Source organism: Flavobacterium sp. ov086 (assembly GCF_900187965.1).
Classification (GTDB): Bacteria; Bacteroidota; Bacteroidia; order Flavobacteriales; family Flavobacteriaceae; genus Flavobacterium.
Genome location: NZ_FZNL01000009.1, coordinates 115,412 through 138,017 on the forward strand (window position 1 = coordinate 115,412; position 22,606 = coordinate 138,017).

The following is a 22,606-nucleotide window of genomic DNA, read 5'->3' on the forward strand; positions in this document are numbered from 1 at the left end:
CTATAAAAAGCCAGTTGGTTTTCTTAACTGAAATCACTGGCTTTTAATTACGGGCGTAGTTCAAGGGTAGAATAGCGGTCTCCAAAACCGTTGATGGGGGTTCGAATCCCTCCGCCCGTGCAATAAAAAATATATCAAATGACAAAAGTTACGAATTATTTATCAGAGGCTTTCGAAGAGTTAAAGTCAAATGTTTCTTGGCCTGCTTGGGCTGAGGTTCAAAAATTGACAATTGTTGTAGCTGTATTTTCAGTTCTATTTGCTTTGGCAACATGGGGAGTAGACGAATTTTTTGCAAAAGCTTTGGCTGGATTTTTTAACTGGTTAAAAGGATAATTTTTTTGTGATGGCAGATAATAATGTGAAAAAATGGTACGTAGTTAGAGCTGTAAGCGGACAAGAAAATAAAGTCAAAGCTTATATCGAAACTGAAATTGCCAGATTAGGTATGGGTGATTATGTTTCCCAAGTTTTAGTGCCTACAGAAAAAGTAGTTACTGTAAAAGAAGGAAAGAAAATGTCTAAGGATAAAGTTTATTTTCCTGGATATGTTATGATCGAAGCCAATTTAGTTGGTGAGATACCTCATATTATTAAGTCTATTACTAGTGTAATTGGATTTTTAGGAGAGATCAAAGGCGGAGAACCTGTTCCTTTGAGATTATCTGAAGTAAATAGAATGTTAGGTAAGGTAGATGAGTTGGCTGTTAATACAGATACTCGTGCTATTCCTTTCAACTTAGGAGAAACTGTAAAAGTGATCGACGGTCCTTTTAACGGATTTAACGGTACGGTTGAAAAAATCAATGAAGAAAAGCGTAAACTTGAAGTAATGGTGAAAATTTTCGGAAGAAAAACTCCATTAGAGTTGAGTTTTATGCAAGTTGAAAAAGTATAATTTTTGTTACATCTATAATAACCACCGTAATCGCTTCCAATGATTAGGGTGTTAAATTTTTTAAAAAATGGCTAAAGAAATTAGTAAGGTAGTTAAACTACAAGTTAAGGGAGGTGCTGCGAATCCGTCGCCACCGGTTGGACCTGCTTTAGGAGCTGCTGGGGTTAATATCATGGAGTTCTGTAAGCAGTTCAATGCTAGAACACAAGATAAACCTGGCAAAATATGCCCAGTACAAATTACTGTGTATAAAGACAAATCATTTGATTTTGTTGTAAAAACTCCTCCAGCTGCTGTCCAATTATTGGAAGCTGCAAAGCTAAAGTCTGGATCAGGTGAACCAAATCGTAAAAAAGTAGCTAGTGTTACTTGGGACGTTATCAAAGCAATTGCTGAAGATAAAATGGTAGATTTAAATGCATTCACAATCGAATCTGCAATGAGCATGATCGCTGGAACTGCTAGATCTATGGGTATAACTGTATCAGGAGATGCTCCTTTTTAATTAAGAGAAAGAAATGGCAAAATTAACAAAAAAGCAAAAAGAGGCTGCTTCAAAAATTGAAAAGAACAAACTATACTCTTTAAAAGATGCAGCTGCATTAATTAAAGTTATAGCTTCTGCAAAATTTGATGAGTCTGTTGATATCGCAGTTCGTTTGGGTGTAGATCCAAGAAAAGCGAATCAAATGGTTAGAGGTGTAGTTACATTACCTCATGGAACTGGTAAAGACGTTAAAGTATTAGCATTGGTTACTCCAGATAAAGAAGCGGAAGCTAAAGAAGCTGGGGCTGATTATGTAGGTCTTGACGATTATTTACAAAAAATTAAAGATGGTTGGACAGATGTTGATGTTATCATCACTATGCCAGCTGTTATGGGTAAATTAGGTCCATTAGGTCGTATTTTAGGACCTAGAGGTTTAATGCCTAACCCTAAAACAGGTACTGTAACTATGGATGTTGCAAAAGCTGTTGCAGAGGTTAAAGCTGGTAAAATTGACTTTAAAGTTGATAAAACTGGTATCGTACATGCAGGAATTGGTAAAGTTTCTTTCGGAGCTGAGCAAATTTATGACAATGCACACGAAATTATTCAAACATTAATCAAACTTAAACCAACTGCTGCTAAAGGTACCTACATTAAAGGTATTCACCTTACAAGCACTATGAGTCCTGCAATTGCATTGGACCCTAAAGCAGTATAATTGGTAGTTAATAATTTTTAGTATGACTAGAGAAGAAAAATCAATCGCGATTGAAGATTTAACTGCACAGTTAGCTGGTACAAATATTATTTATGTATCTGATATTTCTGGATTAAATGCAGAAACAACTTCAAACTTGAGAAGAGCTTGCTTTAAAGCAGGTATTAAATTAGAGGTTGTAAAAAATACTTTGCTTGCAAAAGCAATGGAAGCTTCTGCTAATGACTATGGTGATTTACCTTCAGTATTGACTGGTAATAGTGCTATATTTATTTCAGATGTTGCAAATGCACCTGGAAAAATAATTAAAGATTTCAGAAAAAAATCAGCGAAGCCTTTATTGAAGGGAGCTTATATTAACTCTGAAATTTATATTGGAGATGATCAATTAGATGCATTAGCAACTATTAAATCTAAAGAAGAACTTCTTGGAGAACTTATTGGATTATTGCAATCACCAGCACAAAGAGTTATCTCTGCTTTACAAAATCAATTCGCAAACAGCGAAGAGACAGAAGCATAATAACAAATGCGGGGAATATTATTTCCTTGCTGCTTAATTAGCGCACAATAAATAAATTATATTTTACAAATCATTTTAAACGATAGAAAAAATGGCAGATTTGAAACAATTCGCAGAACAATTAGTTAACTTAACAGTTAAAGAAGTTAACGAATTAGCAACAATATTAAAAGACGAGTATGGTATCGAGCCTGCTGCTGCAGCTGTAGTAGTTGCTGCTGGTGGTGGAGAAGGTGCTGCTGAAGAAGCACAAACTGAATTTACAGTTGTATTAAAAGAAGCAGGTGCTTCTAAATTAGCAGTTGTGAAATTAGTAAAAGAACTTACAGGTTTAGGTTTGAAAGAAGCTAAAGATGTAGTTGACGGAGCTCCAAGTAACGTTAAAGAAGGTGTTTCTAAAGAAGAGGCTGAAGGTCTTAAAAAATCATTAGAAGAAGCTGGAGCTGTAGTTGAGCTTAAATAATTCAACTCAGTTTTAAGAACTAGGTTTAGGTCTTGAGTTAACTCAATGACCTAAACCATTTTTCGTATAATAAAATATATCAAGTTTTATTATCAAATAGTTTAAAATACGAAAAAGTTTTTGATCAATACGAAGAAAAAAAATTGAACTGAATCTTTACCGGTTTATTTTTAAAGATGTATTGATTATAATAAGAAAGTATAGATTAAACAGTGTGTTTTTACACAAAAAAATTACTTTTTTTTAATCAAAATTTTGTCCATTGATGATAACAAATCAGACTGAAAGATTGAATTTTGCCTCTACAAAAAATATCCCTGACTATCCAGATTTTCTTGATGTTCAGGTTAAATCTTTTAAAGATTTCTTTCAATTAGAAACGAAATCTGACGAAAGAGGCAACGAAGGGTTGTACAACACCTTCATGGAAAACTTTCCAATCACAGATACAAGAAACAACTTTGTATTGGAGTTCCTAGATTATTTTGTTGATCCACCACGTTATACAATTCAAGAATGTATAGAGAGAGGTCTTACTTATAGTGTGCCTTTAAAAGCTAGGTTAAAACTATACTGTACAGATCCGGAACACGAAGATTTTGAAACTATTGTACAAGATGTTTACCTTGGAACAATACCTTATATGACTCCTAGCGGTACTTTTGTAATCAATGGTGCTGAGCGTGTAGTAGTATCTCAACTACACCGTTCTCCTGGGGTTTTCTTTGGACAGTCATTCCACGCAAATGGAACAAAACTATATTCTGCCAGAGTAATTCCTTTTAAAGGTTCTTGGATAGAATTTTCTACAGATATCAACAGCGTAATGTATGCTTATATCGATAGAAAGAAAAAATTACCGGTTACAACTTTATTCCGTGCAATTGGATTCGAAAGAGACAAGGATATCCTTGAAATTTTTGACCTTGCAGAAGAAATTAAAGTTTCTAAAACTGGTATTAAGAAATATATTGGAAGAAGACTTGCTGCGCGTGTATTGAACACTTGGCACGAGGATTTCGTTGATGAAGATACCGGTGAGGTAGTTTCTATCGAACGTAACGAAATCATCCTTGATAGAGATACTATTATCGACAAAGATAATGTTGAAGAAATCATCGATTCTAACGTTAAATCTATTTTGTTACACAAAGAGGATAATAACCAAGCAGATTATGCTATTATCCACAACACGTTACAAAAAGATCCAACAAACTCTGAAAAAGAAGCTGTAGAGCACATTTACCGTCAGTTGCGTAACGCTGAACCGCCTGATGAGGAAACTGCTCGTGGTATTATAGATAAATTGTTCTTCTCTGATCAACGTTATAACTTAGGTGAAGTTGGTCGTTATAGAATGAACAAAAAACTTGGTTTAGATATCCCAATGGAAAAGCAAGTGCTTACCAAAGAAGATATCATTACCATTGTAAAATATTTGATCGAATTGATCAACTCTAAAGCAGAGATTGATGATATTGATCACTTATCAAACCGTCGTGTTAGAACAGTTGGAGAACAATTGTCTCAACAATTCGGTGTTGGTTTAGCACGTATGGCTAGAACTATCCGTGAGAGAATGAACGTTAGAGATAACGAGGTGTTTACACCAATTGATTTGATTAATGCTAAAACATTGTCGTCAGTTATCAACTCTTTCTTTGGTACTAACCAGTTATCTCAATTTATGGATCAAACGAATCCATTAGCTGAGATTACACACAAAAGAAGACTTTCTGCCCTTGGACCTGGTGGACTTTCGAGAGAAAGAGCTGGATTTGAGGTTCGTGACGTTCACTATACACACTATGGTCGTTTATGTCCGATTGAAACTCCAGAGGGACCAAACATTGGTTTGATTTCATCTCTTGGTGTTTATGCAAAAGTTAACGGAATGGGATTCATCGAGACTCCATACCGTAAAGTAACTGATGGTGTAGTTGATTTAGAAAGTACACCTATTTACTTAAGTGCAGAAGAAGAAGAAGGAAAAATGATTGCTCAGGCAAACATTGAAATGGACGCTACTGGTAGAATTACAGCAAGCAATGTAATTGCTCGTGAGGAAGGTGACTTCCCGGTTGTTGAACCATCTGCAGTACATTATACAGACGTTGCTCCTAACCAGATCGCTTCGATTTCGGCTTCATTGATTCCTTTCTTGGAGCATGATGATGCGAATAGAGCTTTGATGGGATCTAACATGATGCGTCAGGCGGTTCCTTTGATCCGTCCGGAAGCACCAATTGTTGGTACAGGTTTAGAGCGTCAAGTGGCTTCAGATTCTAGAGTATTGATTAATGCTGAAGGAGATGGAACTGTAGAATATGTTGATGCAAACATCATTACTATTAAATACGACCGTACTGAAGATGAAAGAATGGTTAGTTTTGATGCTGATGAAAAAACATACAACTTAATTAAATTTAGAAAAACCAATCAAGGTACAAGTATCAACTTGAAACCAATCGTAAGAAAAGGTGACAGAGTTGTTCTTGGACAAGTATTATCAGAAGGATATGCTACTCAAAATGGTGAATTAGCTTTAGGTAGAAACTTAAAAGTTGCGTTCATGCCATGGAAAGGGTATAACTTTGAGGATGCGATTGTAATTTCTGAAAAAGTAGTTCGTGATGATATTTTTACTTCTATCCACGTTGATGATTATTCATTAGAGGTTAGAGATACTAAGTTAGGAAATGAAGAGTTAACAAACGATATTCCTAACGTTTCTGAAGAAGCTACTAAAGATTTAGATGAAAACGGTATGATTAGAATTGGAGCAGAGGTTAAACCTGGCGACATTTTGATCGGAAAAATTACACCAAAAGGAGAATCAGATCCTACTCCGGAAGAGAAATTGCTTCGTGCAATCTTCGGGGATAAAGCAGGTGATGTAAAAGATGCTTCATTAAAAGCGTCTCCATCTTTACACGGTGTAGTTCTTGACAAAAAATTATTTGCAAGAGCCGTAAAAGATAAACGTAAACGTACTCAGGATAAAGATGCTTTAGGCGCTTTAGAAATGGAGTTTGAAACTAAATTTGTTGAATTAAAAGACAGATTAGTTGAGAAATTATTCTTGATCGTTAACGGAAAAACATCTCAAGGTGTAATGAATGATTTGGGTGAAGAAGTTTTACCAAAGGGTAAAAAATATACTCAAAAAATGCTTTACGCAGTAGAAGATTTTGCTCACTTAAGCAAAGGTCAATGGGTTGCTGATGATGCTACTAATAAAATGGTTAATGATTTAATTCATAACTATAAAATTAAGCTGAATGACTTACAGGGGTCTTTAAGAAGAGAAAAATTTACTATTACAGTTGGAGATGAATTACCATCTGGAATCTTGAAATTAGCGAAAATCTATATCGCTAAAAAACGTAAACTGAAAGTAGGGGATAAAATGGCGGGACGTCACGGTAACAAAGGTATTGTTGCAAGAATCGTTCGTCATGAAGATATGCCTTTCCTTGAAGACGGAACACCGGTTGATATCGTATTGAATCCACTTGGGGTACCTTCACGTATGAACATTGGTCAGATTTATGAGACTGTTCTTGGATGGGCTGGTCAAAATTTAGGTAGAAAATTTGCTACTCCAATTTTTGATGGTGCTTCTTTAGATCAAATTAATGAATTAACTGATGAAGCTGGAGTACCACGTTTCGGACATACACATCTTTATGATGGTGGTACTGGAGAGCGTTTCCATCAAGCTGCAACTGTGGGTGTAATTTACATGCTTAAATTAGGACACATGGTTGATGATAAGATGCACGCACGTTCTATCGGACCATACTCGTTGATCACTCAACAGCCACTTGGAGGTAAAGCTCAATTTGGAGGTCAGCGTTTTGGAGAGATGGAGGTTTGGGCACTTGAGGCTTATGGAGCATCAAGTACACTACGTGAAATCTTAACAGTTAAATCGGATGACGTTATTGGTAGAGCTAAAACTTACGAGGCTATCGTTAAGGGAGAGTCTATGCCAGAACCAGGATTACCTGAATCATTCAATGTATTAATGCATGAATTGAAAGGTCTTGGACTTGACATTCGTTTAGAAGAATAATAAGTATTAGGTAGTTGTCAGTCCCGATTTTTGTCGGGGCTGATTACTCATTTATAGAAGTTTTTAGGATTTATACCCGTAACCCGTTCCGATTTTTTATATAAACCCTAAGAGTTTTATAATTAGCGCTTCAAAATAATTAAGGTTTGAAGTTTAGAGAAGTAACCCGAGGTAGTAGTTTACTGATTTAGTTTCGCTTAAAGCGGAAAAAAATCAGAAATCTAAAATCAATTTTTTAATTGCAGATAAATCAATAGTAAAAACTATGATGAATAATAGAAATAACAATAAAGATAAGAATCCTATAAAAAGATTTAATAAAATCTCGATAGGATTAGCTTCACCAGAATCTATCTTGAAAGAATCAAGAGGAGAGGTGTTGAAACCTGAAACAATTAACTACAGAACTCACAAACCAGAGCGTGACGGACTTTTCTGCGAAAGAATCTTTGGACCTGTTAAGGATTTTGAGTGTGCTTGTGGTAAATATAAAAGAATTCGTTACAAAGGGATCATCTGTGACCGTTGTGGTGTTGAAGTTACAGAGAAAAAAGTACGTCGTGACAGAGTAGGACACATCAACCTTGTTGTGCCAATTGCTCACATCTGGTATTTCCGTTCTCTTCCAAACAAAATTGGTTATATCCTTGGTCTTCCATCTAAGAAATTAGATATGATCATTTACTATGAAAGATACGTAGTAATTCAAGCTGGTATTGCTAAAAATGCTGATGGAGAATCATTACAAAGATTAGATTTCTTAACTGAAGAAGAATATTTGAATATTTTAGATACTCTTCCACAAGAGAACCAATATTTAGATGATATGGATCCTAATAAATTTGTTGCCAAAATGGGAGCAGAATGTATTATGGATTTATTGGCTCGTATTGATTTAGATGCTTTATCTTATGAATTAAGACACAGCGCTAACAACGAAACTTCTAAACAACGTAAAACTGAAGCTTTAAAAAGATTACAAGTTGTTGAGTCTTTTCGTGAGTCTAACTTAAACCGTGAAAATCGTCCTGAGTGGATGATCATGAAAGTGGTTCCTGTTATTCCACCAGAATTACGTCCGCTTGTGCCACTTGATGGAGGTCGTTTTGCAACTTCAGATTTAAATGACTTATACCGTCGTGTAATCATCCGTAACAACCGTTTGAAAAGATTAATGGAGATTAAAGCTCCAGAAGTTATCTTAAGAAACGAAAAACGTATGTTACAGGAATCTGTAGATTCATTATTTGATAACACTCGTAAAGCTTCTGCTGTTAAAACAGAATCTAACAGACCATTAAAATCATTATCTGATTCCTTAAAAGGTAAGCAAGGACGTTTCCGTCAAAACTTACTTGGAAAACGTGTGGATTATTCTGCTCGTTCGGTAATTGTTGTTGGTCCTGAATTAAAATTATTCGAATGTGGATTGCCAAAAGATATGGCATCTGAATTATACAAACCTTTCGTTATCCGTAAATTGATTGAAAGAGGTATTGTTAAGACAGTAAAATCTGCTAAGAAAATCATAGACAAAAAAGAGCCTGTAGTTTGGGATATCCTTGAAAATGTAATTAAAGGTCACCCAGTATTACTTAACCGTGCTCCTACGTTACACAGACTTGGTATTCAAGCTTTCCAACCAAAATTAATTGAAGGAAAAGCAATCCAATTGCACCCATTAGTATGTACGGCTTTCAACGCCGATTTTGATGGGGATCAGATGGCAGTTCACTTGCCATTAGGACCAGAGGCTATTTTAGAGGCACAATTATTAATGTTGGCTTCTCATAACATTCTGAATCCTGCAAACGGTGCTCCAATTACTGTACCTTCTCAGGATATGGTCTTGGGTCTATATTATATGACCAAAGAACGTATCTCGACACCAGAACATGTAATTTTAGGTCAAGACTTAACTTTCTATTCTGCTGAAGAAGTAAACATTGCATTAAACGAAGGAAGATTAGAATTGAATGCTCGTGTAAGAATCAGAGCAAAAGATTTTAATGAGGCTGGAGAATTAGTGTTCAAAATTATTCAAACAACTGCGGGACGTGTATTATTTAATGAAGTAGTACCTGAAGCAGCTGGATATATCAATGATGTATTGACTAAGAAAAACCTTAGAGATATTATCGGACACATTTTAAGTGTGACTGATGTACCTACAACGGCAGCTTTCTTGGACAATATGAAAGATATGGGGTATAAATTCGCATTTAGAGGAGGTTTATCATTCTCTTTAGGTGATATTAGAATTCCAGAACAAAAAACAAAATTAATTGCAGATGCCAGAGAGCAAGTTGAAGGTATTTCTGTGAATTATAACATGGGTCTTATTACCAATAACGAACGTTACAACCAAGTTATTGATGTTTGGACTTCTGCAAATGCTCAATTAACGGAGTTAGCAATGAAAAATATTAGAGAAGACCAACAAGGTTTCAACTCTGTATATATGATGCTTGACTCTGGGGCGAGGGGTTCTAAGGAACAGATTCGTCAGTTAACTGGTATGCGTGGATTGATGGCTAAGCCTAAAAAATCTACTGCTGGTGGTGGTGAGATTATTGAAAACCCGATTCTTTCTAACTTTAAGGAAGGTCTGTCGATCCTTGAGTACTTTATTTCTACTCACGGTGCTCGTAAAGGACTTGCGGATACGGCTCTTAAAACTGCCGATGCCGGATACTTGACAAGAAGGCTTCATGACGTTTCACAAGATGTTATTGTAAACATCGAAGATTGTGGAACTTTAAGAGGTGTTGAAGTTTCTGCTTTGAAGAAAAATGAGGAAATCGTTGAATCGTTAGGAGAAAGAATTTTAGGACGTGTTGCATTACAAGATGTTATAAATCCACTTACTAATGAAGTAATGGTTCAATCAGGTCAACAAATTACTGAGGCAATCATGAGAACTATCGAAGCTTCTCCGATTGAAAGAGTAGAAGTTAGATCTCCATTAACTTGTGAGGCTTTAAAAGGTATTTGTGCTAAATGTTACGGTAGAAACTTAGCTACTGGTAAGATGACACAAAGAGGTGAAGCTGTAGGAGTTATTGCAGCTCAGTCTATTGGAGAACCAGGTACACAGTTAACACTTCGTACGTTCCACGTTGGAGGGGTTGCAGGAGGTATTTCTGAAGAATCTAGTATTGTTACAAGATTTAACGGTAGACTTGAGATTGAAGATTTAAAAACTGTAAAAGGTGAGGACAGTGAAGGTAATGCGGTTGATATCGTAGTATCACGTTCAACTGAATTAAAATTAGTTGACGAGAAAACTGGAATCGTTTTAAATACACACAATATTCCTTACGGATCTAGTATCTTCGTTAAGGATGGTGAAGTAGTTACTAAAGGATCTGTGATCTGTAAGTGGGATCCATATAATGGTGTAATTGTTTCTGAATTTACTGGTAAGATTGCTTACGAAGATTTAGAGCAAGGACAATCGTTCATGGTTGAAATCGATGAGCAAACAGGATTCCAGGAAAAAGTAATTTCTGAAGCTAGAAATAAAAAATTAATTCCAACTTTATTGGTTTACGGTAAAGAAGGTGAATTGATTCGTTCGTATAACTTACCAGTAGGAGCCCACCTTATGGTTGAGAATGGAGAGAAAATTAAAGCAGGTAAAGTATTGGTTAAAATTCCACGTCGTTCTTCTAAAGCAGGAGATATCACAGGAGGTTTACCAAGAATTACTGAGTTGCTTGAGGCTCGTAACCCTTCTAACCCAGCGGTTGTTTCTGAAATTGACGGTGTTGTTTCTTTTGGAAAAATCAAAAGAGGTAACCGTGAAATTGTTATCGAATCTAAATTTGGTGAGATTAAAAAGTATTTAGTTAAACTTTCTAGCCAAATCTTAGTACAAGAAAATGACTTCGTAAGAGCAGGAGTACCATTGTCTGACGGTGCAATTACACCAGATGATATTTTAAGAATTCAAGGACCAGCTGCTGTTCAACAGTACTTAGTAAATGAAATTCAAGAGGTATACCGTTTACAAGGGGTAAAAATTAATGACAAGCACTTTGAGGTAGTTATTCGTCAAATGATGCGTAAAGTAAGAGTTCAAGATCCAGGAGATACATTATTCCTAGAAGATCAATTGATTCACACTAAAGATTTTATCGTTCAAAATGATAAATTATATGGTATGAAAGTAGTTGAAGACGCTGGAGATTCTGCTGTATTGAAACCGGGTCAGATTATTTCTCCTCGTGATTTACGTGATGAAAACTCATTGTTGAAACGAAATGATAAGAATCTTGTTGTAGCAAGAGACGTAATTACTGCAACTGCTACGCCAGTTCTACAAGGTATTACAAGAGCTTCGCTACAAACTAAATCATTCATCTCTGCTGCTTCTTTCCAAGAAACAACAAAAGTACTTAACGAAGCTGCTGTAGCTGGTAAAGTAGATGATTTAGAAGGATTAAAAGAAAATGTAATTGTTGGACACAGAATTCCTGCAGGAACTGGTATGAGAGAATACGATAATACTATCGTAGGATCTAAAGACGATTACAATGAAATGATGGCTAATAAAGAAGAATATATTTATTAATTAGGGAAACTATGAGTAATCCGAAACAACAACAAGAGCAGATTAATATTGAGTTAGACGAAACTATTGCAGAAGGAATTTATTCTAATCTTGCAATTATCAATCACTCATCATCAGAATTTGTTTTAGATTTTGTGAGCATTATGCCCGGTATTCCTAAAGCCAAGGTAAAGTCAAGAATTGTCTTGACACCACAACATGCTAAAAGATTATTGAAAGCAATTGGTGAAAATATTCATCGCTTTGAAGCCGCTCATGGCGAAATCAAAGAGACAGAACAAGCACCAATACCGCTTAATTTTGGTCCGGCAGGACAAGCATAAATTAATAAAAGCCCCAGTAATGGGGCTTTTTTTTGCGTGATAGTTAAAATTAGATGTAGTTTACCCGATTTAATTCTACTTTCGTCGACTAAATTTCTTTATGTTGTCGTATTGGTTTAATTTAGATATTCTTAATAAAAGAAATTAATTTTTGGAATATAATGACTTAGTATAAGGTTGGTTTAATTCAAATTAAAAAAAAGCGCTAATGTAAATTAGCGCTTTTTTTATGGTATTTATAAAATGAAATTTAATCAAATTCAGAAGTGAAAAATAATTTTACACTTGGATATTTGTTTTGTGTCATTTGAATTGTGAAATCAGAATCGGCTAGAAATACCAATTGACCGTATTTATCATGAGCAAGGAATTTCTGTTTGATACGTTTAAATTCTTTAAATTCATCATTCTTAGCATCATCAGGTTTTACCCAGCAAGCTTTATGAACAGGGAAATTCTCGTAAGTACATTTTGCACCATATTCATGCTCTAAACGATATTGAATAACTTCGTATTGAAGTGCTCCAACAGTTCCAATTACTTTACGGTTGTTCATTTCTAAGGTAAACAACTGTGCAACACCTTCATCCATTAATTGATCTACACCTTTATCCAATTGCTTGGCTTTCATAGGATCAGCATTATTAATGTATCTAAAGTGCTCAGGAGAGAAACTCGGAATTCCTTTGAAACTCATTATTTCACCTTCTGTTAAGGTATCTCCAATTTTAAAATTTCCTGTATCATGTAAACCAACAATATCACCAGGATATGAAATGTCTACAATTTCTTTTTTCTCAGCAAAGAAAGCATTCGGGCTAGAAAACTTTAGATTTTTCTTCTGACGTACGTGGTAGTAAGGTTTGTTTCTTTCAAAAGTTCCGGAAACAATTTTTATAAATGCTAAACGATCACGGTGTTTTGGGTCCATGTTGGCATGGATTTTAAAAACAAAACCGGTCATTTTCTCTTCTTTAGGATCAACTAAACGAGTTTCAGAATCTTTTGGTCTTGGAGATGGAGCAATCGAAACGAAACAATCCAACAATTCACGAACTCCAAAATTGTTCAAAGCCGAACCAAAAAATACTGGTTGAATTTTTCCATCTAAATAATCCTGACGCTCAAATTTTGGATAAACTTCATCAATTAATTCTAATTCTTCACGAAGTTTTTCAGCTGCTTTTTGACCTACAATTTTATCTAATTCAGGGTTGTTTTGAACATCAGAGAAAGCGATCGTTTCTTCGATATTTTTACGGCTGTCACCACTAAAAAGGTTGATGTTTTGTTCCCAAAGATTGTAAATTCCCTGAAAATCGTAACCCATACCAATTGGGAAACTTAAAGGTGTAACTTTTAATCCAAGTTTTTGTTCCACTTCATCCATTAAGTCAAAAGCATCTTTTCCTTCACGGTCTAATTTATTGATGAAAACAATCATCGGGATGTTTCTCATTCTACAAACTGCAACTAATTTTTCAGTTTGTTCCTCAACCCCTTTTGCAACGTCAATTACAACAATAACGCTGTCAACAGCAGTTAAAGTTCTAAAAGTATCTTCGGCAAAATCCTTGTGTCCCGGAGTATCAAGAATGTTGATTTTTTTGTCTTTATAATTAAAAGCAAGTACAGAGGTTGAAACCGAAATACCTCTTTGGCGTTCGATTTCCATGAAATCACTCGTTGCTCCTTTTTTAATTTTATTGTTTTTTACAGCACCTGCTTCCTGAATAGCTCCTCCAAACAGCAATAATTTTTCAGTTAAAGTTGTTTTACCGGCATCGGGATGCGATATAATTCCAAATGTTCTTCTGCGTTGTATTTCTTTTAAAAAGCTCATATTTCGTATAAATAGGTTGCAAAAGTACTATTAATTACGGCTTAATAAAAATATTCACTTCCTAAATTAGGAACTCTTTCATTTTATTAAAGATAATATACAAGCAAAAAAATAAGGCTGCTTTTTGGGAGCAGCCTTATAAAAGTCTAAATTTAAAATTACTGATTAATAGACCAAACTGAATATCCTTTTGGAGGACATTGTATTTTTACCCATTTGTCTGCCTGAGTTGTAGGATACCAAGTCGAATTTCCTGTGAAATCCTTAATTTGAGTATTTGCCCAATTAGTCTGAATCCATCTTTCTTGCCAGGAATCTGAGTTATTGATATATACAACCAATCCAGGGTTTCCGTTGTAACCATTTCTTCTGGCAACATATTCATCATTATCTGAATATAAAATCGAAGTTGTTCCGGTTGCTTTGTTATTATGAATCCAAATCAGGTTGTTTAATTTGTTTTTGTCTAACCACTCCTCATAATCTCTGTAGAAAATTGTTGGATATCCTTCATGTGTTAATATATAAGAATACGCTAATAATTTATTCGAAATTTCATCTGTATCGTGATTAGTCACAAACGTAACAGCTTTGTATGGATTTCTTTTCCACATCATGTCGTCGTTTAATAATGCAAGATTATTTCCGTCAAATGCATCATTCATTTTGTAATAACAAGCAAAATCAAATACAGAACTATTAGCATTATTAGCCCACCATTCAAGAGTATTTACGTTTGCATCCCAATATTCTCCAACTGAAAATCCACCAACATTAGCATTCCAATCGTGTACAACCCATGGAGCAAAACCTTTTACGTAATCAAATCTCCAGCCATCAAATTTCATGGTGTTTTTGTAGTATTTACCAACTCCGTCAGTTCTAAGCCACAACCAATTTTGAACATTTGGTGCAGCATGGCATAAATCCGGAAAACCACCAAAAGCACCTTCGTCATTATTACCATAGCTGTTTTTGTAAAAGTCATTGTAAGTACGTGGGAATTTTCCGGAAGCTATTCCGGTAAAATTAGTCCAGGTATTTGTTCCAGTAAACGGATTAGCTTCAGATTGCCCTCCACTATTGTGATTAATTACGATATCAGCATACACTTTAAGGTTTTCAGTATGAGCATTTGTGATTAAGCTTACAAGCTCAGTTTTAGATCCGAATCTGGTTTCAGTAGAGCCATTTTGGTTGTAATCTCCAAAATCAAAATAATCTGTAGGATCGTATCCCATAGAGAAAGCTCCGTTTTGAGCTTTTGAAGCAGGTGGTAACCAAATAGATCCAATTCCTGCATTACCCCAAGCAGCTACTTTGCCGCTTACAGTATTCCACCAGGTTCCACCAGCAGGAACATCCCAATAAAAGGCCTGCATCATGACTCCGCCACCAGGGTTATCTACATATTTTCCTGTTGAAGATGAGCTGGAAGATCCTGTACTGAAGGGTTTTCCGTCATGATGAGTAACATTAATGATTTCAAATTTCTGACTTTCAGCTTTTGAATCGACTTCGTTTGTTTCATTTTGCGAGCAAGAACAGAAGAGTGCTGTAATTGCTGCAAGAAAATAAATCTTTGCATTAGGTTTTTTCATAATCGAGATTTGGTTAAAGTTAGATTGATAAAGTCGTAATTATATATTTATATGGGCTTAAAATAAAACTATTCGTAATTTTAGCCTTTATAAATTGTAAATTACGCATCTAAAGTATGTGTTTTTTGGTTCGGTCAGTTTTTACAAGAAAATAGTTATACAACGAAAACGTTGTAGTGTTGAAAACTTTTTTTATTGAATTGTAAATTAAGTGTTTGGAGTTTGTGATGATTTATATAAATGCGAGTTTTTGGAGGATATTAAAGCAATGATTTTGTGTTTTTTTAAAGATTAATCTCGTATAACCAGCCTTTCAATTATGAAATTTGAGTGCACTCCATATAATTTTTTGTTAATAGTATAGCTGATAGTTGTATTATGTAATTGAATTGTTATTTTTGTTCGGCATAAGTTAAAAGAACTAGATCTTAAATATTTAGTGTTTTTAGAGTCATTTCTGAAAATATAGGTTAAGGTGATTTTAGTTTAAAACGAAATTCTAAAAACAAGATCTTTACATTCAAATTAAATTTAAAATAATGTTATTAAAAAAATTACAGCTAAAAACAATTGATTACAAGCTAGTGTTGACAATGTGTTTTTTACTTTTTTTCAATTCAATTATTTCGGCTCAGGAAATTATAAAGGATACTATCCTTAAGAAACCAGTTGAAGTTCCTTCTGGTCAAAAGCTAAAAGTTGATGGTATTATTGCTACTGTTGGAGATTATATTGTTTTAGATTCTGATATTGATAAAGGATATTTAGAGATTACTGCTCAAGGTGGTTCTATAAAAGATATTACAAGATGTCAAATGCTTGGTAAGCTTTTAGAAGATAAATTATACGCGCATCAGGCTATTCAGGATAGTATCGTGGTTAGTGATGCCGAAGTTAGAAGCATGATGGACGATCGATTGAATTATATGGTTCAACAAGTTGGAGACATCAATAAAGTAGTTGCTTATTATAAGAAGAATTCTGTAGAAGAATTTAAAACTTATTTTGCTGATATCTTAAAAGAGCAAAAATTAGCTCAGGAAATGACTAAGAAAATCGTTGATGCAGTAGAAATAACTCCTGAAGAAGTTCGTAATTTTTTTAAAAAAATACCTAAAGAAGAATTGCCAACTTTTGGAGCAGAGATGGAAGTAGCGCAAATTGTGGTAGAACCTAAAGTTTCAAAAGAAGACGAACAAAAAGTAATTGACAGATTAAATGCAATCCGTAAAGACGTTCTTGAAGGATCTAGTTTTGCTACAAAAGCAGTTTTATATTCACAAGATCCAGGATCATCACCAACGGGAGGTTTTTATAAAATGACAAGGAAAACCCCTTTTGTAAAGGAATTTAAAGATGTTGCTTTTAGTTTAGGAGAAGGCGAAATCTCAGAACCTTTTAAAACTACTTTTGGTTATCATATTATTTTGGTAGAAAAAATAAAAGGGCAAGAAGTTGAATTACGTCATATTTTAATTGCGCCAACGGTTTCTGAAGACGCTTTAAAAGAAGCTAAAGAAAGAATTACTACTATTAGAAATAAGATTGTAAGCAAAGAAATTTCTTTTGCTGATGCTGCCAGAACAGAATCTGACGAAAAAGAAACAAGAGCAAACGGAGGAACTTTGGTAAATCCGAATACTCAGGATACACGTTTTGAGTTGACAAAAATGGATCCGACATTATACAGTCAGGTTTCTAATTTAAAAGATGACGAAGTTTCACAACCACTTTTAAATACAGATGATAAAGGTAAAAAAACATACAAGTTGATTACCGTTACTAATAGAATTGACGAACACGTTGCTGATTATGCTAAGGATTATACTAAAATTAAAGAATTGGCATTAAAAGAAAAGCAAATCACGACAATTTCAAAATGGTTTGATACAAAAATAAAAGATACTTACATTAAAATTATTGGAGAGTACAGAGATTGTAATTTTGTATACAATTGGTTGAAAAAATAATTTTTATTAAATAAAGAAAAAGAGTTAGTTTTATGAATCCATAGTGCTAACTCTTTTTAATTTAAAATATATTCATAAATGTCGGACGTAACAGCAATTCATAATTTAGTTCAAAAACGAAACGAATTAAAAACCGAGATAGCCAAAATCATTGTAGGGCAAGATGACGTTGTAGATCAAATTTTACTTTGTATATTTTCTGGAGGACACGCACTTTTGATTGGTGTTCCCGGATTGGCAAAAACTTTAATGATCAATACTCTGGCTCTGGCTCTAGGATTAGATTTTAAAAGAATTCAGTTTACACCAGATTTGATGCCATCAGATATTTTGGGAAGCGAAATCCTGGATGAAAACAGACATTTTAAATTTATTAAAGGGCCAATTTTTTCGAATATCATTTTAGCCGATGAGATTAACAGAACACCACCTAAAACACAAGCCGCTTTACTTGAAGCAATGCAAGAGCGTTCTGTAACAATTGCGGGACAGAATTATAAATTAGATTTACCTTATTTTGTATTAGCAACGCAAAACCCAATTGAGCAGGAGGGAACTTATCCTTTGCCGGAAGCACAATTAGACCGTTTTATGTTTGCTATAAAATTAGAGTATCCAAGTTTTGAAGAAGAAGTACAAGTTGTAAAACGTACAACATCTGATGCAAAAACGACAATCAATCCATTATTTACAGCTCAGGAAATTATTGATTTTCAACATCTGATTCGTAGAATTCCAGTTGCTGATAATGTTATTGAATATGCTGTAACTTTGGTAAGTAAAACACGTCCGGATAATGCTTTGTCAAATGATTTTGTGAAGAATTATTTAGATTGGGGAGCAGGACCAAGAGCGTCACAAAACTTAATTTTGGCCGCAAAAGCACATGCAGCTTTCAACGGAAAGTTCTCACCGGATATCGAAGATGTAAAAGCAGTTGCAACCGGAATTTTAAGACACAGAATTATTAAAAATTATAAAGCAGATGCAGAGGGAATAACTGAAGAAGTTATTATTCAGAAGTTGATGTAAGAGAATATAAAAACTTAAAAAAGCCTAACAGAAATACAAAGTCTGTTAGGCTTTTTTTATAGAGGAGTTTTACTGGTTTCATTTACAAGGCGAATTGATTTATTGTAAAAGAGTTTGATTAGTAATACTTCAACAAGCGAAGTGTATTTTGTATTGCCGCATTCGTACCACCAGTATGAAAAATATTGAATGTTATTTTTCTCCATTCGAACAAAGCATATTTCATCATTATTTTTCTTTATCACTTTTGATTCTATTACTTTATAACCATTTCCTGTCCAGCAAATCAAAGGATTGTGTGCTGGTGTTTTAATGTAAATGAGCTTTTCAGGAGTCGCAATCTTAAAAACTTCCTTATTTACCCAAACACCTTTACTAATATTATAGTCCGAGTTTATATTGTCTAGTAATTTATAATCTTGTTCTTTTTTGATTTCTAAACTAGTAGCGAAAAGAACTAACATTCCAGCTGCAATTGGTATTAAATTGAAATTTTTGGTTTTGTTGTTTATGACTGCTGCTTTTTTAGGTTTAAAAAAACGAATTAAAAATAACATCGGAATAATTTGATAAAACACGAAGCAAAGCAATCCAATAGTGTAATGCTGTATATTCTCTTGAGTACAATTAAATAGAATTAGCGTTATGATTCTGAAATAATTCGAAACAATATTGAGTAAAATCAGAAGAAAACAGAACAAGAAAATTTGTTTGATATTAAAGTATTTTTGCTGTTTTCTTTCTTCTATGGTTAATAAAAAAGCTCCGGCAAGCAAACCTGTTTTAAACATTGACAAACCCATACAAGCTGTGTCAATGGTTATTTTTGCATGGTTGATGTAAAAATTAACGCCTTCAATCTTATCTATTGAAATGAAGTTTTTTAAAGTTAGATATACACCATAACAAAGTGTTTGTTTGATTTCGACTGTTAGATAATCAAAAAAAGTATTAAAAAGCGAAGAAAATAATATGATGCAAATAAAAGCGATGAACGAAAATTTGCGTGTAAAACTATAATAGATAAAACACGCAAATAAAGATAAAGCTAGAAAGTGCAATGATTTGGCATGCAAACGATAGCTTATAAATTCTAATAGAAAAATTAATCCTAAAAGGGGGTAATTCATATTAAATGAAGTTTTTCTACCCCCGATAAGAAATAATGCAATGGAAAAAACAATCCCAAAAAGATTACTGTCAAGACCATTTAATACAATGGTATAGTTTATCCCAAAAAGGAAAACTAAAATAAAAAGGACAATTGTTTTTTTGTATTGAACTAAAAAAGGATTCATTAGATAGTTTGCTTTTGGGTTTTTCTGTAATAAAAGAAAAGTGCTGCTGATCCAATAATGATCAATAACCATTCGTGTGGCTCAGGAACGGCGCCATCATTATTGATAGAAGCATTTTCGAGAGTATCAACATTTTTTTCGATTCCATTATTTTTATAGTCTTCGTCGGTTTCAAGAACAATTAACGAGGATATTGGAGTAACAATATTGGCGTCTTTGGCTAAGTCAACATATTGATTGTTGGCTAAAGAATCGTTTTGAATTTTAACTTGTTCTTCGAGAACCTTTCCAAAAGCGTACATTCTGTAAATATGATTTGGTCCATTGCTCTTTACAGAATCGGTTTTTGCATTTTCTGTAATTGAAATGTGTGCAGGTTCAATATTGACTGTGTTTTTTTCGGTTTTGTATAAAACAAACTGATTTTGCTCAATTAGTTTCAAACAATTTTCAGAACTGGTTTGGAAATAATCAACGTATTTCTGCTCTTTTACAGTCTGCCAAAATGGATTAATGTCAGAAGAGATATTGATTACTTTTAAATTTCTATCTTTTGTTCCCGTTCTTATTTTCTTTAAATAATCAGATTCTTCAAGTTCTTCAAAATTAGCAGAGAAAGTGCCAGATTTTGTAATGATTAAACTGTTTGAAGTAATTTTATAAAGTGGTAATAAAGAATAGTGTAAATCTTCGAAGTCTAATTCAATAGCTTTGAAGTTTTCTTTACTAATAGCTTTCTTTTCTCCATTTATATAGACAAACAAATTCTTTTTATCCAGATTTACAAAAGATTCTATTTGTTTGGTAGTCCAGCTGCTGTTTAAATCCAATATAATTTCTGAAGGTTTGAATGTAATGACTGTTTTCTGAATATCTTTTACTTCATAAATTTTATTTTTCCATGCAAATGAGCTCGATTGCGAGTTTTTGATTATCGGCATATTGGCTTCCCAATTGTCTAAACCTTTTGATTGATTGATATAAAAATGATTTTTTAGTTCGAAATCTTTACTCGTTTCTATTTTTTGATTTCCCACAACCTGAATTCGTGAAATAGTTTGAGCATTCGAAATATTTGGACCTTTTATAGAAAGACTTTGATATTTCATTTCATTATCTTCAACTTTTAGAGGAGTTGTAAAACCACATTTAAATTCCCTTGGATTTGTATTATTAATTGGAAAAACTCTAACTACAACTTTGTTTCCTTCTTTCCATTGCATTAATGACGGATCGCGATTTTCTACACCAACAATTTGTTTATAGGCCTTTTGAGCTTTCTCTTTTGTGGTCAGAACACCTTTTCGTTCAATTCCATTTACCCATAAAGAAAGTGAAGTCGCAACAGAACCTTCCGGTAGCTGAAATGAGTAAATTGCTTCCTGATTTCTCCATGAACCTTCATCACTGGCAATCTTCATTGTAATTTCGGTGTAAGCCAAACGTGCCTCAGGATATACTTTTACATCTTCTTTAATGTTTTTGGTAAAAAGATCTTCACCGCTCCACAATTGTTCCTCTGTTTCTAATCGTTTGTCAAAGTTTGATTTCAGGATATTAATTCTGTCATCATTGCTTAAATCCAGATCTTCACAAAACAAGTAAGCGATAGATATAAATGGATTATGAATTTTTCGTTCATTATATTGTTTAGTACCAAACGAATCAAAGCTTCCAAAAGAAAATATATCGTGAAGTGGGATGTAAACGATATCTTTTTTAAGTAATATTTCATTGAAGAAATTTGGCTTTAAGTTCTGAGAAACTGAAATATAATTTGGCAGATCTTCATCTTTATCAAATGATTTCATTGTAATAGATTGCGCTATTTTTCTGCTTTCGATACTTAATCCTGCGGTGAAAGCAGTTATGCCAATTAGTACAATCAAAAAACCGATGCAAAAAGAGATCAAATAATTTTTATTTCGGTTTAAATATCCAGATATGGTTGCTATATGAATGATGAGGACCAGTGCAGGAACTAAACCATAAAAGCCCAATCCTAAAGCCAGAATTCCGATAAAAGAAACAGGCATAAGAGGTATAAGATAGAGTGCAAAATATAGGATGATTCCAATTGACAGGCCATTTATAAAAAAGGAAATAGAAATAGTTTGATTTTCTCCTGTATGTCGATAAATTAAAAAATTAGACAAACAAAAAGCTAGAGTTGTTAGATAAATCCATATTGGAAGATCATGAAAAACGGGAATAAAAGTATTTAAACAGAAACAGCCGATAAGCCAATTCAATATTAAGAAAGGTATGATATGAATGTATTTCTCTTTTTTTCCAAGAATCATGAATGAAAAAGTTGCGCCGAACACAAATTCTACAATCAAACTTAATATCGCAATCGTTTCAAAATTGCGAAAACCAAATTCCTTGCAAAAAAGACTCAGGATTAATAAAACTGTGCTAAAATTGGTTACAACTAAGCTCGTGGTTACTCCCGGCTTATTGTAAAATTCTAAAATCTCTAATTTGTGTTTCATAGTTGTATTTATTTAAAAGTACTTTGAGTTGCAAAGTTATAAGAAAAATTGAATTACAGTTTTTTTTATTCATTTTTTTTAGCATGAAGAAATGGTAAAAAATTTGTGTGAAAAGAAATGGGTACGGAGAGAAAAAGGCGTTACTATAACGTTGTAAATATTAATTTAGAAAGATTCTTAGCTAAAAACGAGGTAAAATCTCACATCGTTTATAACAATGAATTTCGACTTTGTTAAAGAAAAGATTTTAAAATACCAATAATTCATTTTTTTAATACAAAATTGATGTTTTGACAAA

15 protein-coding genes and 1 tRNA gene are annotated in these 22,606 nt (G+C 33.7%); 12 read left to right on the plus strand and 4 right to left on the minus strand.

What is annotated here, in order from left to right; genetic code table 11:
• Positions 1 to 49 precede the first annotated feature (49 nt).
• The 10 genes from CHB81_RS11950 to CHB81_RS11995 all read left to right on the plus strand — a co-directional run bounded on the left by CHB81_RS11950 (position 50) and on the right by CHB81_RS11995 (position 12,069).
• Positions 50 to 120, plus strand: a tRNA-Trp gene (locus tag CHB81_RS11950).
• Between the two features lie 18 nt (positions 121 to 138).
• Positions 139 to 336, plus strand: a complete 198-nt coding sequence (gene secE, locus CHB81_RS11955) for a preprotein translocase subunit SecE (protein WP_089352102.1) — start codon at positions 139 to 141, stop codon at positions 334 to 336.
• Positions 337 to 346: 10 nt separating this feature from the next.
• Positions 347 to 898 carry a transcription termination/antitermination protein NusG gene (nusG, locus tag CHB81_RS11960; protein ID WP_029273444.1) on the plus strand — a complete coding sequence of 184 codons (552 nt, stop codon included), beginning with the start codon at positions 347 to 349 and terminating at the stop codon, positions 896 to 898.
• A 67-nt stretch (positions 899 to 965) separates the two neighbouring features.
• A complete protein-coding gene (rplK, locus tag CHB81_RS11965; protein WP_007807442.1) occupies positions 966 to 1,403 on the plus strand; it encodes a 50S ribosomal protein L11 in 438 nt (145 codons plus the stop codon).
• A 13-nt stretch (positions 1,404 to 1,416) separates the two neighbouring features.
• Positions 1,417 to 2,106, plus strand: coding sequence for a 50S ribosomal protein L1 (rplA, locus tag CHB81_RS11970; protein WP_007807440.1), 690 nt, complete (start codon positions 1,417 to 1,419; stop codon positions 2,104 to 2,106).
• Positions 2,107 to 2,128: 22 nt separating this feature from the next.
• The gene (gene rplJ / locus CHB81_RS11975; protein ID WP_059116014.1) at positions 2,129 to 2,629 is read left to right on the plus strand and encodes a 50S ribosomal protein L10; all 501 of its coding nucleotides are present in this window, start codon (positions 2,129 to 2,131) and stop codon (positions 2,627 to 2,629) included.
• 91 nt (positions 2,630 to 2,720) lie between these two features.
• A complete protein-coding gene (rplL, locus tag CHB81_RS11980; protein ID WP_007807437.1) occupies positions 2,721 to 3,092 on the plus strand; it encodes a 50S ribosomal protein L7/L12 in 372 nt (123 codons plus the stop codon).
• Positions 3,093 to 3,357: 265 nt separating this feature from the next.
• Entirely contained in the window at positions 3,358 to 7,170 is a 3,813-nt protein-coding gene (rpoB, locus tag CHB81_RS11985; RefSeq protein WP_089352103.1) for a DNA-directed RNA polymerase subunit beta, read from the plus strand.
• Positions 7,171 to 7,435: 265 nt separating this feature from the next.
• On the plus strand, positions 7,436 to 11,746 hold the full coding sequence (gene rpoC / locus CHB81_RS11990) for a DNA-directed RNA polymerase subunit beta' (RefSeq protein WP_089352104.1): 4,311 nt from the start codon (positions 7,436 to 7,438) through the stop codon (positions 11,744 to 11,746).
• 11 nt (positions 11,747 to 11,757) lie between these two features.
• A complete protein-coding gene (locus tag CHB81_RS11995; RefSeq protein ID WP_072959407.1) occupies positions 11,758 to 12,069 on the plus strand; it encodes a DUF3467 domain-containing protein in 312 nt (103 codons plus the stop codon).
• 250 nt (positions 12,070 to 12,319) lie between these two features.
• Here the strand turns inward: CHB81_RS11995 and CHB81_RS12000 are convergent, their stop codons facing one another.
• Both CHB81_RS12000 and CHB81_RS12005 read right to left on the minus strand, forming a co-directional pair.
• Positions 12,320 to 13,912 (minus strand): peptide chain release factor 3, encoded by a 1,593-nt coding sequence (locus tag CHB81_RS12000; protein WP_089352105.1) that lies wholly within the window; start codon positions 13,910 to 13,912, stop codon positions 12,320 to 12,322.
• Positions 13,913 to 14,070: 158 nt separating this feature from the next.
• Positions 14,071 to 15,513, minus strand: coding sequence for an alpha-amylase (locus tag CHB81_RS12005; RefSeq protein WP_089352106.1), 1,443 nt, complete (start codon positions 15,511 to 15,513; stop codon positions 14,071 to 14,073).
• 539 nt (positions 15,514 to 16,052) lie between these two features.
• Between CHB81_RS12005 and CHB81_RS12010 the strand changes: the two genes are divergently transcribed.
• Entirely contained in the window at positions 16,053 to 17,483 is a 1,431-nt protein-coding gene (locus CHB81_RS12010) for a peptidylprolyl isomerase (protein WP_089352107.1), read from the plus strand.
• 78 nt (positions 17,484 to 17,561) lie between these two features.
• Positions 17,562 to 18,515 carry a MoxR family ATPase gene (locus tag CHB81_RS12015; RefSeq protein ID WP_089352108.1) on the plus strand — a complete coding sequence of 318 codons (954 nt, stop codon included), beginning with the start codon at positions 17,562 to 17,564 and terminating at the stop codon, positions 18,513 to 18,515.
• Between the two features lie 56 nt (positions 18,516 to 18,571).
• Here CHB81_RS12015 and xrtN read toward each other — a convergent pair whose 3' ends face one another.
• Positions 18,572 to 19,885: an exosortase N gene (xrtN, locus tag CHB81_RS12020; RefSeq protein ID WP_089352109.1), complete on the minus strand. Its 1,314-nt coding sequence runs from the start codon at positions 19,883 to 19,885 to the stop codon at positions 18,572 to 18,574.
• Positions 19,813 to 22,308 carry an XrtN system VIT domain-containing protein gene (locus CHB81_RS12025; protein WP_089352110.1) on the minus strand — a complete coding sequence of 832 codons (2,496 nt, stop codon included), beginning with the start codon at positions 22,306 to 22,308 and terminating at the stop codon, positions 19,813 to 19,815. The genes xrtN and CHB81_RS12025 overlap by 73 nt, the downstream gene beginning before the upstream one ends.
• Between the last annotated feature and the right edge of the window lie 298 nt (positions 22,309 to 22,606).

Excerpts from the sequence above, each read along its gene's own strand:
- secE (WP_089352102.1), top strand. The coding sequence starts at position 139 with ATGACAAAAGTTACGAATTATTTATCAGAGGCTTTCGAAGAGTTAAAG.
- nusG (WP_029273444.1), top strand. The coding sequence starts at position 347 with ATGGCAGATAATAATGTGAAAAAATGGTACGTAGTTAGAGCTGTAAGC.
- rplK (WP_007807442.1), top strand. The coding sequence starts at position 966 with ATGGCTAAAGAAATTAGTAAGGTAGTTAAACTACAAGTTAAGGGAGGT.
- rplA (WP_007807440.1), top strand. The coding sequence starts at position 1,417 with ATGGCAAAATTAACAAAAAAGCAAAAAGAGGCTGCTTCAAAAATTGAA.
- rplJ (WP_059116014.1), top strand. The coding sequence starts at position 2,129 with ATGACTAGAGAAGAAAAATCAATCGCGATTGAAGATTTAACTGCACAG.
- rplL (WP_007807437.1), top strand. The coding sequence starts at position 2,721 with ATGGCAGATTTGAAACAATTCGCAGAACAATTAGTTAACTTAACAGTT.
- rpoB (WP_089352103.1), top strand. The coding sequence starts at position 3,358 with ATGATAACAAATCAGACTGAAAGATTGAATTTTGCCTCTACAAAAAAT.
- rpoC (WP_089352104.1), top strand. The coding sequence starts at position 7,436 with ATGATGAATAATAGAAATAACAATAAAGATAAGAATCCTATAAAAAGA.
- CHB81_RS11995 (WP_072959407.1), top strand. The coding sequence starts at position 11,758 with ATGAGTAATCCGAAACAACAACAAGAGCAGATTAATATTGAGTTAGAC.
- CHB81_RS12000 (WP_089352105.1), bottom strand. The coding sequence starts at position 13,912 with ATGAGCTTTTTAAAAGAAATACAACGCAGAAGAACATTTGGAATTATA.
- CHB81_RS12005 (WP_089352106.1), bottom strand. The coding sequence starts at position 15,513 with ATGAAAAAACCTAATGCAAAGATTTATTTTCTTGCAGCAATTACAGCA.
- CHB81_RS12010 (WP_089352107.1), top strand. The coding sequence starts at position 16,053 with ATGTTATTAAAAAAATTACAGCTAAAAACAATTGATTACAAGCTAGTG.
- CHB81_RS12015 (WP_089352108.1), top strand. The coding sequence starts at position 17,562 with ATGTCGGACGTAACAGCAATTCATAATTTAGTTCAAAAACGAAACGAA.
- xrtN (WP_089352109.1), bottom strand. The coding sequence starts at position 19,885 with ATGGTTATTGATCATTATTGGATCAGCAGCACTTTTCTTTTATTACAG.
- CHB81_RS12025 (WP_089352110.1), bottom strand. The coding sequence starts at position 22,308 with ATGAAACACAAATTAGAGATTTTAGAATTTTACAATAAGCCGGGAGTA.